Origin of the sequence: Pseudarthrobacter sp. NPDC058196, from assembly GCF_042882685.1 — a bacterium.
Lineage (GTDB): Bacteria > Actinomycetota > Actinomycetes > Actinomycetales > Micrococcaceae > Arthrobacter.
In genome coordinates this window covers 1-15,833 of sequence record NZ_JBHVVN010000015.1, presented here as the reverse complement: position 1 = coordinate 15,833, position 15,833 = coordinate 1, and the positions used below count along the sequence as shown (strand labels likewise).

Here is a 15,833-nt window from a genome sequence, read left to right as displayed (position 1 = left end):
ATCAGTTGGCGTGCAGGGCGTCGTTCAACTCAACGGTCTGGCCCGCGCGGGGGAGTGCCTCGACGGCGCCCGTGGTGGAGTTGCGGCGGAAAAGCAGGTTGGGCACGCCCGAGAGTTCAGCGGCCTTGACGATCTTGGTGGTATCTTCGCCGACCTCGTCCTTGGGGCCGGGAATGCGTACGCGGGTGCCCGCCGTGACGTAGAGGCCGGCTTCGACGACGGAGTCGTCACCGATGCTGATACCCACGCCGGAGTTGGCGCCGAGCAGCACACGCTCACCGATGGTGATCTTCTCCTTGCCGCCTCCGGACAAGGTGCCCATGATGGACGCGCCGCCGCCAACATCGCTGCCGTCGCCGGTCACGACGCCGGCCGAAATACGGCCCTCCACCATGGAGGCGCCCAGGGTTCCGGCGTTGAAATTGACGAAGCCCTCGTGCATGACGGTGGTGCCGGCGGCCAGGTGCGCGCCAAGGCGGACCCTGTCGGCGTCGGCAATCCGCACACCGGTGGGCACCACGTAGTCCACCATGCGCGGGAACTTGTCGATGCCGTAGACGGTGACGGCGCCGCGGCGGCGGAGCCGGGCACGGGTCAGTTCGAAGCCTTCGACGGCGGCGGGGCCGAAGTTCGTCCACACGACGTTGGGGAGCTTGCCGAAGATGCCGTCGAGGTTGATGGTGTTGGGCTTGGCCAGCCGGTGCGAGAGGAGGTGAAGGCGCAGGTAGGCGTCGGCGGTGTCCGCGGGGGCTTCATCGAGGTTGATCTGGACGAAGACCACCTTCTGCTCGGTACCGCGGTCCTCGTCTGCTCCGTTCTCGGCGATGCGGGTCAGGGTTTCGTCGGCGTGCTCCACCGAGCGGAGGTTTTCGGCGGCGACACCAAGCGCCGGTGCCGGGAACCAGACGTCCAGGACGCTTGCATCGCCGGTAGCGATGGTGGCAACGCCAAAGCCGTGGGCGGAACGGTCATCGGTGTCAGGGGTGAGGGTTTCGGGCACGGCAGAGGAAGCGGTCTCAGTCATGTGCTCCAGTCTATCGAGGGGCGGGCAGGCGGTTCGAACTAGACTGGCTTCGTGACTGCTGAAACGGCCCCTGACTCGTCCCTGTCCATCCTTGACCTGCACCAGGACGTGGCGTTGCTGACCGCAGCGGTGATGGACATCAACAGCGTGTCCGGCAACGAGAAGCAACTTGCGGACGCCGTGGAGGCCGCATTGGCGGAGATCCCCCAGTTGAGGGTGCTTCGCGATGGGGACGCCATTATCGCCCGCACAGAACTTGGCCTGGGCGAGCGCGTGATCCTGGCCGGCCACCTGGACACCGTCCCGCTGCCCTTGACCGAGGGCTCCCGGGGCACAGTCCCGTCGACGTGGGACTCCGGAGTCCCGGGTGAGGGCGTCCTCTACGGCCGTGGCGCCACCGACATGAAGGGCGGCGTGGCGGTCCAGCTGGCCCTGGCCGCAGGCTTGTTCGACGGCGGCAGGCAGCCCAGGCGGGATGTCACCTTTGTGTTCTATGACCACGAAGAAGTGGAAGCGGTGAAGAGCGGGCTGGGACGCCTGGTCCGGAACCACGGCGACCTGTTGCAGGGCGATTTCGCCATCCTGTTGGAGCCTACGCACGGCACGGTGGAAGGCGGCTGCAATGGGACCAGCCGGTTCGAAGCCACCACGGTGGGGGAGGCTGCCCACTCGGCCCGCGCCTGGATGGGCAGCAACGCCATTCACGCAGCCGCGCCCATCCTTGCCCGCCTCGCCGCCTATGAGCCACGTACCGTCAACGTTGACGGCCTCGATTACCGCGAAAGCCTTAACGCGGTCAAGATCAACGGCGGTACGGCCGGCAACGTCATCCCTGACCGCTGCGTCGTGGAGATCAACTACCGGTTCGCCCCGGATAAGACCCCGGACGAGGCGGAAGCCCACGTCCGGGAGCTGCTCGCCGGCTTCGACGTGGTCCGCACCGACGCCGCCGCCGGCGCCAGGCCCGGCCTGCAGCACCCGGCGGCAGCCTCCTTCGTTGCTGCCGTGGGTGCCGAGCCCAAGCCCAAATACGGCTGGACCGACGTCGCCCGCTTCAGCGAGCTGGGTATCCCGGCGGTGAACTTCGGCCCGGGCGATCCACTGCTGGCGCATAAAGACAACGAACACGTATCCGCCGACGCGATCCGCACCTGCCTCCGCGCCCTGCAGGGGTGGCTCGCCGGCCAGGACGACGGCCTGCCGCCAAAGAAGCGCCCCTGACAATGTTGTAAAACGCGGGAAGGGCCCGGAACCTGACGGCTCCGGGCCCTTCCCGCCGGCGGCGCTGCCGGGTGGTTAGACCTCGGCGGGGACTGCAGCCGCAGGGGTGACTGCTGCGCCGGGCTTGCGGGAAAGCCTGCGCTCCAGCCACTTGGCGAAAGCGGCCAGGATGAGGCACATCCCCACATAGAGCACGGCGGCAACAATGGCTGCCGGGATAATCGGGGACCCGTACTGGATCTGGCTGCCGAAGTACTTCGCCTGGAAAAGGATCTCGTTGTAGGTAACGATGAACCCAAGAGCGGTGTCCTTCAGGATGACCACCAGTTGGGAAATGATCACCGGAAGCATGGACCGGACGGCCTGGGGCAGCAGGATGCTGGTCATGACCTTGCTCTTGGGCAGGCCAATGGCGTACCCGGCTTCGCTCTGGCCCCGGGGCAGGGACTCGATGCCGGCCCGGAAAACCTCGGCGAGGACAGATCCGTTGTACAGCACCAGCCCGGCGACCACAGCGGTGAATGGCGTGATGCCCTGGACCCCGATGGTGGGCAGGCCGTAGTAGAAGATCATCATCAGGATCAGCAGCGGAACGGCGCGGAACAACTCCGTGAAGCCGTAGCAGGGGGCACTGATCCAGCGACGGTCGGACAACCGGCCAAAGGCCAACAGCACGCCGAGCACCAGGCTCAGCACTGCTGCGGTGGCGAAGGCCGAGAGGGTGGCGCCGACCGACTGGGCAATGGTCTGCTGCACCAGCGGGAAGGTGAACAACTGCCATTTCTTCGCGTCGAACTGGCCGCTCTGGGCGAAGCGCAGCACGACGAATCCGACGATCAGCAGGATCACCAAGGCCGTGACGACGCCCAGAATCCGGTACCGGGAGCGAGCCTTGGGGCCGGGGGCGTCAAAAAGGATTGAACTCATCGTGAAACCTTCCACTTTTGTTCAAGCTTTCGCTGCAGCGCGGAAAGGATGAAGACAAGGATGATGAACACCAGGGCGACCCAGAGCAGACCGGTCAGCGCGGGTTCGCCGCGCTCGGAGAGGTTTGCCCGGATGGCGCCGGCTTCAAAGACCGAGAAACCGGCGGCGACGGTGGTGTTCTTGAGCAGGGCGATGAACACGCTGAACATCGGCGGGATGACGGCGCGGAAAGCCTGCGGCAGGATCACGAGGGTCAGTGTCTGGGTGAACGGCAGGCCGATGGCGCGGGCAGCCTCGGCCTGGCCTACCGGCACCGTGTTGATGCCGGAGCGAACCGCTTCGGCCACGTAGGTGGCGGTGTACAGGCTCAGGCCAATGATGGCGGCAGTGGTGAAGTCGATCGGCACCAGGCCCAGCTTCGGGTACCCGAGGGCGAAGAAGAAAAGAACCAGCGTCAGCGGGGTGTTGCGCACCACGTTGACGTAGAGCGTTGCCGTGGCGCGCATGGCGGGAACGGGGGAGACCCGGAGCGCGGCAACTACGGTCCCGAGGACCAGGGCGAAAATCGCCGAGATGAAGAAGAGTATGAGTGTGTTCCGGAAACCCGTAATGAAGAGATCCGAATTGTTCAGCAGCGTATTCACAGAATCGTCGCTTTCGACAGTGGAAGAGGGGGCGGCTGCATGGCCGCCCCCTCAACTTTGGTTTAGTAGTTCTCTACCTTGGGCTGTTCGACCTTCGTGCCCGACTGGCCGAGCGTCTGGTCGTAGATCTTCTGCCACACAGAGTTACCGTCGGTGAACGTCTTGTTCATGAACTGGCGCAGCGCGGTGTCGCCCTTCTTCAGGCCGACGCCGTACTTTTCAGTGGTGAACGGCTGGCCGACAACCTTCAGGCTGTCCGGTTCCTGGGCGGCGTAGCCGAGCAGGATGGCCTGGTCCGTGGTGACGGCGTCAACCTGGCCGCTCTTGAGCGCCTCGACGCACTGTGAGTAGGTATCAAACTCGGTGGTCTTGGTGCCCGGGAAGTTTGCCTTGATGTTCTGGATCGGAGTGGAACCCGTGGCCGAGCAGACGTTCTTGCCCGAGAGGTCCTTCTCGCTGTTGATGCTGGAGTTGTCCTTCTTCACCAGCAGGCCCTGCCCGGTGACGAAGTACGGTCCGGCGAAGTCAATGAGCTGCTTGCGCTTGTCCGTGATGGAGTAGGTGCCCACGTAGTAGTCGATGTCGCCGTTGGTGATGGCGGACTCGCGGTTGGCGGACGGAATCGGCTTGAACTCGATCTTGTCCTTGCTCACGCCCAGGGACGCTGCCATCCACTTCGCGATTTCGATGTCGAATCCGGTGTACTCACCGGTCGCGGCGTCCTTGAAGCCGAGGCCGGGCTGGTCCTGCTTGACGCCGATGCGGACCTTGCCGCTGGATTTGATCGCGTCGTAGGTGGGGCTGCCCGTAAGGGTGACGTTGTCAGCTACTTTGTACGGAGTCTCGTCCGCGCCGGAGGAAGCCGTGCCGCCGCCTCCGGAACCACCACAGGCGCTGAGGGAAAGAGCCAGCGCCGCGGTTGCTGCGACAAACAATGGCTTCTTTCGGGTAAAGAAGTTCTTCATCAGATACCTTTCATTGGCCGGCCGCCGCGGCGGCCGGAGGGGTGCGGTGTGCTTAGTGGGTGAGGAGCTTGGACAGGAAGTCCTTGGCGCGGTCGCTCTTCGGGTTGGTGAAGAATTCCTCCGGCGACTCGTCTTCGACAATTTGTCCGTCGGCCATGAAGACCACACGGTCGGCAGCCTTGCGGGCGAAGCCCATCTCGTGGGTGACCACGATCATGGTCATGCCTTCCTTGGCCAGCTGGACCATGACGTCCAGGACCTCGTTGATCATTTCGGGGTCGAGCGCGGAGGTGGGCTCGTCGAACAGCATGACCTTCGGCTTCATTGCCAAGGCACGGGCAATTGCGACGCGCTGTTGCTGGCCGCCGGAGAGCTGGGCGGGAAGCTTCGGCGCCTGCTGGCCGACGCCGACGCGCTCCAGCAGGGCCATGGCTTCTTTTTCAGCCTCCGCCTTGGACACGCCCTTGACCTTGATGGGTCCGAGGGTGACGTTTTCAAGGATGGTCTTGTGGGCAAAAAGGTTGAAGGACTGGAACACCATTCCGACGTCGGCACGAAGCTTGGCCAGCTCCTTGCCTTCTGCCGGCAGGACCTTCCCGTCGATGCTGATGGTTCCACCCTCGATGGTCTCCAGGCGGTTGATCGCCCGGCAGAGGGTGGACTTACCGGAACCCGAAGGTCCGATGACCACAACAACCTCGCCCTTGCGGACCTGGAGGTTGATGTCCTTCAGAACGTGCAGCTGGCCGTAATGCTTATTTACGGCGTTCAGGGAGACGAGAGCATCGCCGGGCACATGAGTAGTCATAGGAAAGAATCTAGCGAACAACGGTGGGTTATGACGCCAATCACCCCAAGTTCATGCCGATCGTGATTCAAGAGATACCTGGAGTTGGAGGTTAGCCTAGGGGAATGAGTACCAACGCTGATCCGGCCAAGACGACCCAGCCACGCCGCAAGGGGCCACTTGAGCTGCGCCGCAAGCAGGCCGCAGTGGAAATGTCCGACCAGCATCTGCTCGACACCAAAGGTCCCGGCCAGTTCGTCCATACCGACCCCTGGCGGGTCCTGCGGATCCAGAGCGAATTCGTCGAGGGATTCGGTGCGCTGGCTGACATCGGAAAGGCCGTCAGCGTTTTTGGTTCGGCCCGCACCAAGCCCGGCAGCAAGTACTACCAAATGGGCGTGGAGGTGGGACGCAAGCTTGCCGAGGCCGGCGTCGCGGTTATTACCGGCGGCGGACCCGGATCCATGGAGGCGGCCAACCGGGGCACGGTGGAAGGCAACGGCGTATCCGTGGGCCTGGGTATCGAGTTGCCCTTCGAGCAGGGCCTGAACCAGTGGGTGGACCTGGGCATCAACTTCCGCTATTTCTTCGCCCGCAAGACCATGTTCGTCAAGTACGCGCAGGGTTTTATCGTGCTGCCGGGCGGCCTGGGCACACTGGATGAGTTGTTCGAGGCCATGGTCCTGGTCCAGACGCGGAAGGTGACGTCGTTTCCGATCGTGCTCCTTGGCGTCGAATTTTGGGGGCCGATGATCGAATGGATCCGGGGCACCCTGGTTGCTGAGGGAATGGTCTCGGAGAAGGACTTGGACCTGATCCAGCTCGTTGACGATCCCGCCGAAGCGGTGGACCGTGTGCTTCACGTCGCCGTGACCCCGTCCATGAACGGTGAGCAGCGGCCGGAGTAGCAGTAGGACCACGGCCGGATCCGCGCCGGGGCCACTGGCCCGACGCGATGGATCTGGCACGATGGGACAGTGAGTTTCTTTCTGGTTTTCCTCGCCGTCGTCCTGGTGGCAGCGGTCCTGTGGGCCGGCCTGGGCCGGCGCACCCGCCGTACCGGCGGTGCCGGGCTGCCTTCCCTGCTGGGTGCCGGCCTCGAGGACCCGCCTGCAAACCTCCCGCCGGTGCTGCTGCCCGCACACGCCGGACCGGAGGACGTGGATCAGCTGCGGTTCTCGCTCGGACTGCGCGGCTACCGGATGGACCAGGTGGACCAGGTCCTGGAAGACCTGCGGGACCAACTCGCCGCCAAGGACCGGGAAGTGGCGGAGCTCCGCAGCCGGCTGGCCGCGATGGAACACGATGTGACGGAACAGGATTCCAACGACGCCCCCGCGGACCCGGCACTGGTTGACCCGGGCACCACCAGGGCTGCGGACCCGGAAGCCCGCGGCACCGCCGTGCCGGGGACGGGCGGCCCGTGAGCGCGCTGGACCGCCGCAACCCGACGGCGTCTGCCCACAATGCCGCCGTCCGTGCTGCTTCCGCGGTCCGCGGCTGGCCGTGGTGGATCCAAGCCACTGCCCTGTATGCCGCCGGCCGCCTGGTCTCGGCGTGCATCTTCATGGCCGCGGCGCTCCACCAGGGTGTCAACCCCTGGTTCCCGCCAAAGCCGGACTACTGGAACTTCATCAACATCTGGGATGCCCGCTGGTACGCCCAGGTCATCACCAACGGCTACCCTTCCGTGCTTCCCACGGACGCCGCCGGTAACGTGCAGGAAAACACGTGGGCCTTCTACCCGCTCTTTCCCGCGCTGGCAGGCGGCCTCAGCAGCCTCACCGGCATGAATCCCGCCGCTTCGCTGACCGTGGTCGCCATGGTGGCCGGCTGGGGCGCCGCGTTGCTGGCCTACGTTTTGTTCCGGCAGAAGGCGGACCATGGCCAGGCGATGTGGGGCGTCGTGTTCTTTTCAACTTTTCCCGTCTCGGGCGTGCTGCAGGTGCCGTACGCAGAACCACTGTCCCTCCTGCTGCTTGCATGGGCCCTGCTGCTGGTGCTGCGCCGCCAGTACCTGTGGGCCATGCCGGTGGTGTTCGTGCTGTGCCTGTCCCGGCCCGTCGGAGTTCCTTTCGCGGCCATGGTGGGCCTGCTGCTGGTCTGCCGCGCCGTGGCCCGTCTCCGGGGCGCCACCGTGCCGGGTACGGAAGAAGAACCCCACTCGGTGCGGGACCTTGCCGCACTGACCGGACTCACCGCCGTCGCAGGTGTGTCCGCACTGGTCTGGCCCGCGGCGGCGTGGGCCGCCACGGGTGACCCGCAGGCGTATACCAAGACAGAGACCGTCTGGCGGGGTCAGGACCTGGTGCCGTTCAAGCCCTGGTTCGATACCGGCGTCGAACTTTTCGGCCCCCTCCTGGGCCTGCTGGCGCCGTTGGTCTTCGTGGCACTGTTCGGCGTGATGCTCTTCCTTCCCCCGGTAGTGCGGCTCGGAGCCGAACTCAGGCTGTGGTGCGCCTGCTACGTGGGATACCTGCTGATGTTCCTCCACCCGCAGACCAGCACCTTCAGGATGCTGCTGCCCCTGTTTCCGCTGGCCCTGGGCGCCGTCTTCCTGTCCCGGTCCCGGGCTTACCGCGGAACCGTGGTGGCCATGTTCGTGCTGTTGCAGATCGTGTGGATCGTGTGGCTGTGGGCCTGGGCCCAGCTGCCCGGCGGCGGCGATTATCCGCCCTAGCAAACGGGGCTTCCGCGCAGGTCAGGCCGGGAATGCCCGGCGCACGGAAATGTCCATCGATTAGCTACGTGCGGGTAAATCCGCGATAATGGTAAGTAAGCAAGGACACAAGCATCCAGAAAACGCGCAGCCTCGGCGGGGCACCACGATCCCGCCACAGCCGCCTGATCGACATGCGGACCCAGCCCGCCCGGGCTGATCAGTCCTGGAACAAAATGGAGGGGAATTCCTCATGGCGGCTATGAAACCACGCACCGGCGACGGCCCAATGGAAGTCACCAAGGAGGGCCGCAGCCTGATCATGCGCGTCCCGCTCGAAGGCGGCGGGCGCCTCGTGGTCGAGCTGAACGCTGCCGAAGCAGCCAACCTCAAGGAATGCCTGGTAGGCGTTACCGAATAGTCGTGCCGGACAGGGTCCGTGGCCTCGTGCCGCGGACCCTGTCCTGTTTTCCGCCCTACTTCTTGACAGCCACCAGCAGGCCGTCGCCGGTGGGAAGCATCGCCGACGCCAGCCGCTCGTCGTCGCGGATTGCCCTGCCCACCTGGCGCAGCACCACCGTGGTGGCCTCGCGGCCGGCCGGGTTGGCCACCTTGTCCTTGTCCAGGGCGTCATTGATAATCAACAGGCCCGACCTCTTGAGGAGCCGGATGGCCTGCTCAACGTAGCCAGGCAGGCCGGGCTTGTCAGCGTCGATGAAGACCAGGTCATAGGCGCCGTCAGTGAGGCGAGGCAGGACATCGCCGGCACGGCCGGAGATGGTGCGGGTGCGGTTGGCCGGGCTGCCGGACTCGGTGAATGCCTCGCGGGCCGCGCGAAGGTGTTCGACGTCCACGTCAATAGTGGTCAGGACAGCGTGCGGGCCAAGGCCCCGCAGCAGGCAGACGCCGGAGACACCGGCGCCGGTGCCGATCTCGACGGCGGTCTGTGCTTTGGACGCGGCAGCAAGGACCGTAAGCACCGCGCCGACACCAGGGCTGATGGCGCTGACGCCCAATTCAAATGAACGTTCCCGGGCCCGAAGCATGACCTCATCCTCAGCGGGCAGATCTTCTGCATAGGACCAGCTGCTGGACTTGTCGGCGCTCATGAATTATCGCTTTCTGGGCGTGAAGGGGGAATGTCCCCTTTAGCCTACTGTGTCCGGCCCTGCCGGCCGGGGAAGGAGCTGTTGCGCCGAAGGCTGAAGTTACCCTGCGGTCAGGAAATTCCCAGCGAAGTTTGACATGATTGGAATCCGCTCATCCAAAAGGTGACCGGCGCCGAATCAGAGATGTCAACAGTATCCGGGCGTTAGCATTCCACGAGGGGAGTGGACGATGTCATCTTCAGTTGTGGCACCTGTCCCTGCAGTCAACAATCCCAATGATGAGTGGGTCCGTCCCACCTGGGAAGAAGTGGTCACCAATCACTCCGCGAAGGTCTACCGGCTGGCCTACCGCCTGACCGGCAACAAGTTCGACGCCGAGGACCTCACCCAGGAGGTGTTCGTACGCGTCTTCCGTTCACTGGAGAACTTCAAGCCGGGCACGCTGGACGGCTGGCTGCACCGCATCACCACCAACCTGTTCCTCGACCAGGCGCGCCGGAAGACGCGCATCCGGTTCGACGCCCTGGCAGAGGACGCCGAATCCCGGCTGCCCGGCCGCGAACCCGGCCCCGAGCAGAGCTTCGAGCTGAACAACCTGGACCTCGATGTCCAGGCAGCGCTGGAGGAACTCCCGCCGGACTTCCGTGCCGCCGTCGTCCTGTGCGACCTCGAAGGCCTGTCCTACGACGAAGTGGCGGAGGCACTCGGTGTTAAACTCGGCACCGTCCGTTCCCGTATCCACCGCGGAAGGACCATGCTCCGGGAAAAGCTGGCACACCGTGACCCGCGCCCGCAGCAGGGACGCCGCAAGCTCTCCATGCCGCGCATCGCGGGCATCCTCTGATCGGCGCATGAGGTCCCAGTTTCCTTTCGGCGGCAAGCACCAGCGCTCCGGCAGCCACCTCGAGGCGTGCCAGGAGTGTGCCGCCACTGTCCGCCGGGAACGGCAATACCTCGAGCGCCTCAGGCAGGCGCCGGTCCCGCCCGCCAGCGAGGACCTGACGGCACGGCTGCTGGCACGCACCCATGAACTCGCGGCGCAGCCTGAACCACCCGTGGGCCACGGCGGAAGCCGGATGGCCGCCCGGGCGCTGGCGCTCACCGCAGGGGGGACCATGGCCGCGGCCGGCGTGCTCGCCGTGGGGGCCTTCACCGCGGCAGGAGATCCGGTGGCGGGCGAACCGTCCGGAACGGAGGCGGCCTTTTCCCACGTTTCCTCGCAGACCCCAACGGGTGGACGCCCGCTGGACCCTGCCCAACTTGCCTCGCTGCGTTCCGAAGGCTGGGCCTGCCCGGAACTGCAGGCCATGGGATTCCACCTCGAAACCGCCCGCGCGATGCTGGTGGAAGGGCAGCCGGCTGTGGAGCTGCGCCTCACCGACGGTGCCCACCACGCCACCGTTACCGAACAGCACCCGTCCAGCCAAGGGGCCGGCCCGTCGCAGGCGTGGTCCACGTCCCCGGCGTCCGCTACCTACCGGACGGCCGGACTCACCATCACGTACCGTTCGGACCTTCCCGCCGGGCAGGCCGACGACGCCCTTCCGATCCTCAAGAACGTCGCCGATACCGCTTCCGAGGGTGTTGCAGCCGCCGTTCCGGAACCGCCCGCAGGAGAGTCAGGGGAACCGCTGGAATCACGGCTGGAGCGCGGAATCAGCAAGATCGCAGCTCTGTTCACCCCGTGATGCGGACTGTTTCCCCGTCCGCTGGACGGGAATCGTCACTGGCAGCCCGGAGAGGGTAATCTTCCTAAAGTGTTTGGTATCAACGGCCCGGAATTCATTATTCTGCTGATCATCGGAGTTCTCGTGATCGGCCCCCAGCGGCTGCCCGAATATACCCAGAAGCTGGCAAACCTGGTCAAGGAAGTCCGCCGGATGGCTTCCGGAGCCCGCGAGCAAATCAAGGAAGAAGTTGGCATCGACATCGACGATGTCGACTGGAAGAAGTACGATCCCCGCCAGTACGACCCCCGCCGCATCATCAAGGAAGCACTCTTCGACGACGACACCAAGCCTGTCAGCGCGGGAGCCCCGGCCGCAGTGGCCGCCGTTTCCGGTGCGGCCGCGGTGGCCGACGCCGCACCGGCCCGCCCTGAGCGGGTGGTGCAGCGGCTCGCCCCGGGTGAAACCGCTCCCTACGACACCGAAGCCACCTAGGACGCTCGTCAGCGGGGCTGGAGGCCCAGCTTCATCCCGGCAAGGCCCCGCGGTGTGGCGGCAAGCTGCGCCGCAATGCCTGCCAGCGCCACTCCTGCTGCGGAATCGGGCTTGCCAAGCACGATCGGAACCCCGGCGTCCCCGCCCTCGCGGAGTTGGATGTCCAGCGGAATCTGGCCCAACAGGGGCACCGGAACGCCGAGCGTGGCGCTGAGCCGCCCGGTAAGGACCGTCCCGCCGCCGCTTCCGAACAGTTCCATCCTGCCACCGCCGGGCATGTCCAAGTACGACATGTTCTCAATGACACCGGCGATCTTCTGGCCAGTCTGGGTCGCGATCGCACCGGCCCGTTCGGCTACGTCCGCCGCCGCCGCCTGGGGCGTGGTGACAACCAGGATCTCGGCCTTGGGCAGCAACTGGGCCACGGAAATAGCGATGTCCCCGGTGCCCGGGGGAAGGTCCAGGAACAGGGCGTCCAGGTCTCCGAAGTAGACGTCGGTGAGGAATTGTTCCAGGGCCCGGTGCAGCATGGGTCCCCGCCAGGCGACCGGCTGGTTTCCGGTGACGAACATGCCGATGGAGATGACCTTCACGCCGTAGGCAACCGGGGGAAGGATCATGTCATCCACCTGGGTGGGAGCCTGGGAGATGCCCATCAAGGCGGGGACGGAGAAACCGTAGACGTCAGCGTCCACGATGCCCACGCGCAGGCCCCGGGCGGCCAAGGCAGTGGCCAGGTTCACGGTGACCGAGGATTTTCCCACCCCGCCCTTGCCGCTGGCCACCGCGTAGACCTTGGTCAGCGACTCGGGCTGGTTGAACGGGATGGTACGCGCGCCGCCGGGGCCGCGCAGCTTCTCCTTGAGGGCGTCACGCTGGGCCTGGTCCATGACCTTGAGATCGACGTCGACGGCGGTGACTCCGGGGACTGCGGACAAGGCCCTGCGGGCATCGGCGGTGATCGTGTCCCGCAGCGGGCAACCCGCGATGGTGAGCAGGACTGCGACGGTGACCCGGCCGTCGTCGGACACCCGGACGGAGTCCACCATGCCCAGTTCGGTGATGGGGCGGCGGAGCTCAGGGTCGATAACCGTTGCCAGGGCGTGGGTGACGGCCTGGAGCAGCGGGGAGTTGCCGGCTGGTGCCGGATCCATGGGGGCGCTCACGGGAGGGGCCTCGGCTTTCGTGCTGGTGCGGCGAAGGACTGCCGGATGATCCGGCCTAGCGTTCGTTGGTGGAATGGCCGGGTTTGACCCGGGGGATCTGCTGGGTGCGCGGGCCGCGCTGCCGGTCCCTTTGCTCGCGCAGTTTGTCCTTGACCTTGTCCCGTGGTGACTCATGGGAACCGGGGCCGGAGCCGTCGTGCGTCCTGAGTTCCTCCTGGGCTTCCAGCATGTCCTCCAGGAGTGAGCGCAACTCTGCCCTGACGTAGTCACGGGTGGCAACTTCGCGTAGCGCGATCCGCAGGGAGGCCAGCTCCCGGGTGAGGTATTCGGTATCGGAGAGATTGCGTTCCGCGCGTTGCCGGTCCTGCTGCAGCGACACCCGGTCCCGGTCGTCCTGCCGGTTCTGGGCCAGCAGCAGCAGGGGGGCCGCATAGGACGCCTGGAGCGAGAGCATAAGGGTCAGCAGGGTGAAGCCGAGGTCCCTCGAGTCGAACTGCCACTCCGTGGGGGCCCAGGTGTTCCAGCCCAGCCAGAAAATGCAGAAGATGGTCATGTACACCAGGAACTGCGGCGTGCCCATGAACCGGGCAAAGCCCTCGGTCGCGTGCCCGAAGGCATCGGGGTCCGGGCGGAATGCCGGCAGGATCCGCTGCCGGCCGCTCAGTGGCGTGTCGAGACTGCCTTTTGTATCCGCTTTGGCCAGGTTCCGCTGGGTGGGGTTCTTCGGAGCGCTGTTATCAGCCAATGCGGCCACCGAGCTTCCTTATCGGGGCTTCGCCATCATGGGCGCGCCAGTCGTCCGGCAACAAGTGATCCAATACGTCATCAACAGTCACCGCCCCCACAAGCCGGCCGGCGTCATTAACCACCGGGAGGGAGTTCAGGTTGTAGGTGGCCAGGGTCCGGGCCACCTCACTGATGTGGGCCTGGTCTGACAACGGTTCAAGGTTCTTGTCCACGAGGTTTCCCAAGGCCTCGAACGGCGGGAAACGCAGCAGCTGCTGGATGTGGACCACCCCCAGGAAACGGCCCGTGGGCGTTTCCAGCGGTGGCCGGGCAATAAAGATCGACGACGCCAGGGCGGGGGAGAGCTCCTCTCGCCGGACGTGGGCCAGGGCTTCGGCGACGGTGGCTTCCGGCGGCAGGATCACGGGCACGGGCGTCATCAGGCCGCCCGCAGTGTCTTCGTCGTATTCGAGCAGGCGGCGGACGTCCTCGGCGCCTTCGGGTTCCATGAGCTGGAGCAGTTCCTCGGCCTGGGCGGAGGGCAGTTCGCCCAGGAGGTCGGCGGCGTCGTCGGGATCCATCTCTTCGAGGACGTCGGCGGCGCGCTGGACATCCAGGGCCGAGAGGATTTCCACCTGGTCGTCTTCCGGCAGCTCCTGGAGGACGTCTGCCAGCCGCTCGTCCTGCAGTTCGCTCGCTACCTCGAAGCGGCGTTTGTCGCTCATCTCCTGGAGGGCTTCGGCGAAGTCGGCCGGCTTCAGGTCCTCGTGGTTGGCCACGAACTGGGTGGCTGCCTGCGGCTCGGTGCGCGGACCCTGCTGGGCGTCCGCCCAGTCAATGATCAGGGTCTCGTTGCGGCGCAGCCGGCTGAGCGGAGAGAGCGAGTGGCCACGGCGGACAAAGAGCTTGCTGACGAACCAGTCCCGGGACCTGTGCTGGTCCATGGCGATGTCCTCGATGGTGGCGTCGCCGCTGCCGTCCCGCAGCGTGACCCGGCGGTCGAACATTTCCGCCACTACCAAGGTCTCCGCGCCGCGCTGTTCGAAGCGGCGCAGGTTGACCAGGCCGGTGCAGATAATCTGCGTCTGGTCGATGGAGGTGATACGCGTCATGGGCACGAAGACGCGCTTCTTCCCCGGAACTTCCACCACGATACCCACCACGTGCGGCGCGCCCTGGGTGCCCCTGGACAGCACAACAACATCGCGCAGCCGGCCCAGGCGATCGCCCAGGGGGTCGAAGACGTCCAGGCCCAGGAGGCGTGCCACGAAGACACGGGTAGGTGTTGTGCTCACCACTACAGGCTACCGAGTCTGCTCTCTTTTAGCTGAATTTACAGGCAGCACCCACTTTGATGGGCAAGAATGGGTGTATGTCCAACATTTTTGGTGCTCCCAAGACCGGCGGCCCCACCGGACCGGATGACGCCCGGGCCGTACCCACCGGTGACACCGTAGGGTCCTACACCTCCTACCTCGACGCCCAGAAGGCGGTTGACTACCTGGCGGACCAGCAGTTCCCGGTCCAGATGGTCTCCATCGTGGGCAACGAGCTGAAGATGGTGGAGCGGGTGACGGGGCGCCTGAGCTACCCCCGGGTGGCCCTTTCCGGAGCACTGAGCGGCATGTGGTTCGGCCTCTTCGTAGGCGTCATGCTGTCCTTCTTCGCGCCCTCGCCCGGCTACTTCTCGATCATGACGTCGGTGCTGATGGGTGCGGCCTTCTTCATGCTCTTCGGCATCGTCACCTACGCCATGCAGCGCGGCAAGCGGGACTTCACCTCCACCAGCCAGGTGGTGGCCACGAACTATGACGTCATCGTGGCCCCCGAGGCAGCCCATGAGGCCCGGCGCCTGCTGCAGCAGCTGCCGATGTCCCGCTCCGATGCGGCGTCAGGACACGGCCCGTACACACAGCATGACTACTACAACCAGCCGAACCAGCAGCAACACCAGGCGGGGCAGGATCAGCATCCGGGACAGGGCCCGGCCCGTCCCGCGGGCTGGAACGACCCCTACGGCCAGCGGCCCACAGCTTCCCCGGCGCAGGAAGGCCACGGCTACCCGGGCGCCGAAAGCCAGCAAGAGGCCGGACAACAGTACGACGACGGGCAGCAGCCGGCCCAGCCGGTCCGTACCGTGCGGTATCCCGACCTGCCGGACGGCCGGCCGCAGTACGGAGTCCGGCTTCCGCAAGGCCCCGCGGCCGACGCGGCGCAGCACGATGCAGCCGCCCCGGAACACACCCACGAGCCGGCCGCCCAATCCGCCGCAGGCCACAACCCGGAGCGCAACGCAGGGCAGTACAAGCCGGATGAGGAAACGCACCGAGGCGGCAACGGACAATAGTGCTGCCGGGGCCGCAGACGCTCCAGCCCTCCTGGGGCCACCCGCAGGATGATGGCCATACGAAAAAGAGCGTGGCCACCGGACCCGGTCCGGTGG

Annotated in this window: 18 protein-coding genes; 9 read left to right on the top strand and 9 right to left on the bottom strand. The window is 65.8% G+C overall.

The genetic code is table 11. From position 1 onward, the window contains the following. Position 1: 1 nt before the first annotated feature. Positions 2-1,024, bottom strand: a complete 1,023-nt coding sequence (gene dapD / locus ACFVVC_RS19255; RefSeq protein ID WP_387456960.1) for a 2,3,4,5-tetrahydropyridine-2,6-dicarboxylate N-succinyltransferase — start codon at positions 1,022-1,024, stop codon at positions 2-4. 51 nt (positions 1,025-1,075) lie between these two features. Between dapD and dapE the strand changes: the two genes are divergently transcribed. Beyond that, positions 1,076-2,245: a succinyl-diaminopimelate desuccinylase gene (dapE, locus tag ACFVVC_RS19250; RefSeq protein WP_387456957.1), complete on the top strand. Its 1,170-nt coding sequence runs from the start codon at positions 1,076-1,078 to the stop codon at positions 2,243-2,245. A 75-nt stretch (positions 2,246-2,320) separates the two neighbouring features. On the opposite strand, the gene ACFVVC_RS19245 is transcribed toward dapE, so the two are convergent. From ACFVVC_RS19245 to ACFVVC_RS19230, 4 genes are all read right to left on the bottom strand, one after another. Then, positions 2,321-3,172: an amino acid ABC transporter permease gene (locus ACFVVC_RS19245; protein ID WP_285248739.1), complete on the bottom strand. Its 852-nt coding sequence runs from the start codon at positions 3,170-3,172 to the stop codon at positions 2,321-2,323. Further along, complete coding sequence (locus tag ACFVVC_RS19240) at positions 3,169-3,816, bottom strand: amino acid ABC transporter permease (RefSeq protein ID WP_387456954.1); 648 nt, start codon at positions 3,814-3,816, stop codon at positions 3,169-3,171. Before ACFVVC_RS19240 ends, ACFVVC_RS19245 begins: the two co-directional genes overlap by 4 nt. A 62-nt stretch (positions 3,817-3,878) precedes the next feature. Further along, a complete protein-coding gene (locus tag ACFVVC_RS19235; RefSeq protein ID WP_387456951.1) occupies positions 3,879-4,781 on the bottom strand; it encodes a glutamate ABC transporter substrate-binding protein in 903 nt (300 codons plus the stop codon). Between the two features lie 52 nt (positions 4,782-4,833). Next, positions 4,834-5,589: an amino acid ABC transporter ATP-binding protein gene (locus ACFVVC_RS19230; protein WP_387456948.1), complete on the bottom strand. Its 756-nt coding sequence runs from the start codon at positions 5,587-5,589 to the stop codon at positions 4,834-4,836. 104 nt (positions 5,590-5,693) lie between these two features. On the opposite strand from ACFVVC_RS19230, the gene ACFVVC_RS19225 reads away from it, so the two are divergent. The 4 genes from ACFVVC_RS19225 (at position 5,694) to ACFVVC_RS19210 (ending at position 8,648) form a co-directional block, all read left to right on the top strand. Continuing rightward, entirely contained in the window at positions 5,694-6,476 is a 783-nt protein-coding gene (locus ACFVVC_RS19225; RefSeq protein ID WP_387456945.1) for a TIGR00730 family Rossman fold protein, read from the top strand. Positions 6,477-6,545: 69 nt separating this feature from the next. Further along, complete coding sequence (locus ACFVVC_RS19220) at positions 6,546-6,995, top strand: DivIVA domain-containing protein (protein ID WP_387456943.1); 450 nt, start codon at positions 6,546-6,548, stop codon at positions 6,993-6,995. After that, positions 6,992-8,248, top strand: a complete 1,257-nt coding sequence (locus ACFVVC_RS19215) for a hypothetical protein (protein ID WP_387456940.1) — start codon at positions 6,992-6,994, stop codon at positions 8,246-8,248. Before ACFVVC_RS19220 ends, ACFVVC_RS19215 begins: the two co-directional genes overlap by 4 nt. A gap of 232 nt (positions 8,249-8,480) precedes the next feature. Next, on the top strand, positions 8,481-8,648 hold the full coding sequence (locus ACFVVC_RS19210) for a DUF3117 domain-containing protein (RefSeq protein WP_009357720.1): 168 nt from the start codon (positions 8,481-8,483) through the stop codon (positions 8,646-8,648). Positions 8,649-8,703: 55 nt separating this feature from the next. On the opposite strand, the gene ACFVVC_RS19205 is transcribed toward ACFVVC_RS19210, so the two are convergent. Next, a complete protein-coding gene (locus tag ACFVVC_RS19205) occupies positions 8,704-9,336 on the bottom strand; it encodes an O-methyltransferase (protein WP_285248745.1) in 633 nt (210 codons plus the stop codon). Between the two features lie 229 nt (positions 9,337-9,565). On the opposite strand from ACFVVC_RS19205, the gene sigE reads away from it, so the two are divergent. From sigE to ACFVVC_RS19190, 3 genes are all read left to right on the top strand, one after another. Further along, complete coding sequence (sigE, locus tag ACFVVC_RS19200) at positions 9,566-10,180, top strand: RNA polymerase sigma factor SigE (protein WP_387456937.1); 615 nt, start codon at positions 9,566-9,568, stop codon at positions 10,178-10,180. 7 nt (positions 10,181-10,187) lie between these two features. Next, complete coding sequence (locus ACFVVC_RS19195) at positions 10,188-11,024, top strand: anti-sigma factor (protein WP_387456934.1); 837 nt, start codon at positions 10,188-10,190, stop codon at positions 11,022-11,024. Positions 11,025-11,093: 69 nt separating this feature from the next. Beyond that, positions 11,094-11,498, top strand: coding sequence for a Sec-independent protein translocase TatB (locus ACFVVC_RS19190; protein WP_387456931.1), 405 nt, complete (start codon positions 11,094-11,096; stop codon positions 11,496-11,498). Between the two features lie 8 nt (positions 11,499-11,506). On the opposite strand, the gene ACFVVC_RS19185 is transcribed toward ACFVVC_RS19190, so the two are convergent. The 3 genes from ACFVVC_RS19185 to ACFVVC_RS19175 all read right to left on the bottom strand — a co-directional run bounded on the left by ACFVVC_RS19185 (position 11,507) and on the right by ACFVVC_RS19175 (position 14,685). Then, positions 11,507-12,652 (bottom strand): Mrp/NBP35 family ATP-binding protein, encoded by a 1,146-nt coding sequence (locus ACFVVC_RS19185; protein WP_387457154.1) that lies wholly within the window; start codon positions 12,650-12,652, stop codon positions 11,507-11,509. Between the two features lie 67 nt (positions 12,653-12,719). Further along, positions 12,720-13,418 (bottom strand): DUF1003 domain-containing protein, encoded by a 699-nt coding sequence (locus ACFVVC_RS19180; RefSeq protein ID WP_387456928.1) that lies wholly within the window; start codon positions 13,416-13,418, stop codon positions 12,720-12,722. Beyond that, positions 13,402-14,685: a magnesium transporter MgtE N-terminal domain-containing protein gene (locus ACFVVC_RS19175; RefSeq protein ID WP_387456926.1), complete on the bottom strand. Its 1,284-nt coding sequence runs from the start codon at positions 14,683-14,685 to the stop codon at positions 13,402-13,404. Before ACFVVC_RS19175 ends, ACFVVC_RS19180 begins: the two co-directional genes overlap by 17 nt. A 77-nt stretch (positions 14,686-14,762) precedes the next feature. Between ACFVVC_RS19175 and ACFVVC_RS19170 the strand changes: the two genes are divergently transcribed. Beyond that, entirely contained in the window at positions 14,763-15,737 is a 975-nt protein-coding gene (locus ACFVVC_RS19170) for a general stress protein (protein ID WP_387456923.1), read from the top strand. The last annotated feature ends 96 nt before the right edge of the window (positions 15,738-15,833 follow it).

Bases quoted from the DNA above. Each gene is read 5' to 3' on its own strand.
- ACFVVC_RS19185 (WP_387457154.1), bottom strand. From the start codon at position 12,652: ATGGATCCGGCACCAGCCGGCAACTCCCCGCTGCTCCAGGCCGTCACC.
- ACFVVC_RS19230 (WP_387456948.1), bottom strand. From the start codon at position 5,589: ATGACTACTCATGTGCCCGGCGATGCTCTCGTCTCCCTGAACGCCGTA.
- ACFVVC_RS19245 (WP_285248739.1), bottom strand. From the start codon at position 3,172: ATGAGTTCAATCCTTTTTGACGCCCCCGGCCCCAAGGCTCGCTCCCGG.
- sigE (WP_387456937.1), top strand. From the start codon at position 9,566: ATGTCATCTTCAGTTGTGGCACCTGTCCCTGCAGTCAACAATCCCAAT.
- ACFVVC_RS19170 (WP_387456923.1), top strand. From the start codon at position 14,763: ATGTCCAACATTTTTGGTGCTCCCAAGACCGGCGGCCCCACCGGACCG.
- ACFVVC_RS19225 (WP_387456945.1), top strand. From the start codon at position 5,694: ATGAGTACCAACGCTGATCCGGCCAAGACGACCCAGCCACGCCGCAAG.
- dapD (WP_387456960.1), bottom strand. From the start codon at position 1,024: ATGACTGAGACCGCTTCCTCTGCCGTGCCCGAAACCCTCACCCCTGAC.
- ACFVVC_RS19205 (WP_285248745.1), bottom strand. From the start codon at position 9,336: ATGAGCGCCGACAAGTCCAGCAGCTGGTCCTATGCAGAAGATCTGCCC.
- ACFVVC_RS19195 (WP_387456934.1), top strand. From the start codon at position 10,188: ATGAGGTCCCAGTTTCCTTTCGGCGGCAAGCACCAGCGCTCCGGCAGC.
- ACFVVC_RS19210 (WP_009357720.1), top strand. From the start codon at position 8,481: ATGGCGGCTATGAAACCACGCACCGGCGACGGCCCAATGGAAGTCACC.
- ACFVVC_RS19235 (WP_387456951.1), bottom strand. From the start codon at position 4,781: ATGAAGAACTTCTTTACCCGAAAGAAGCCATTGTTTGTCGCAGCAACC.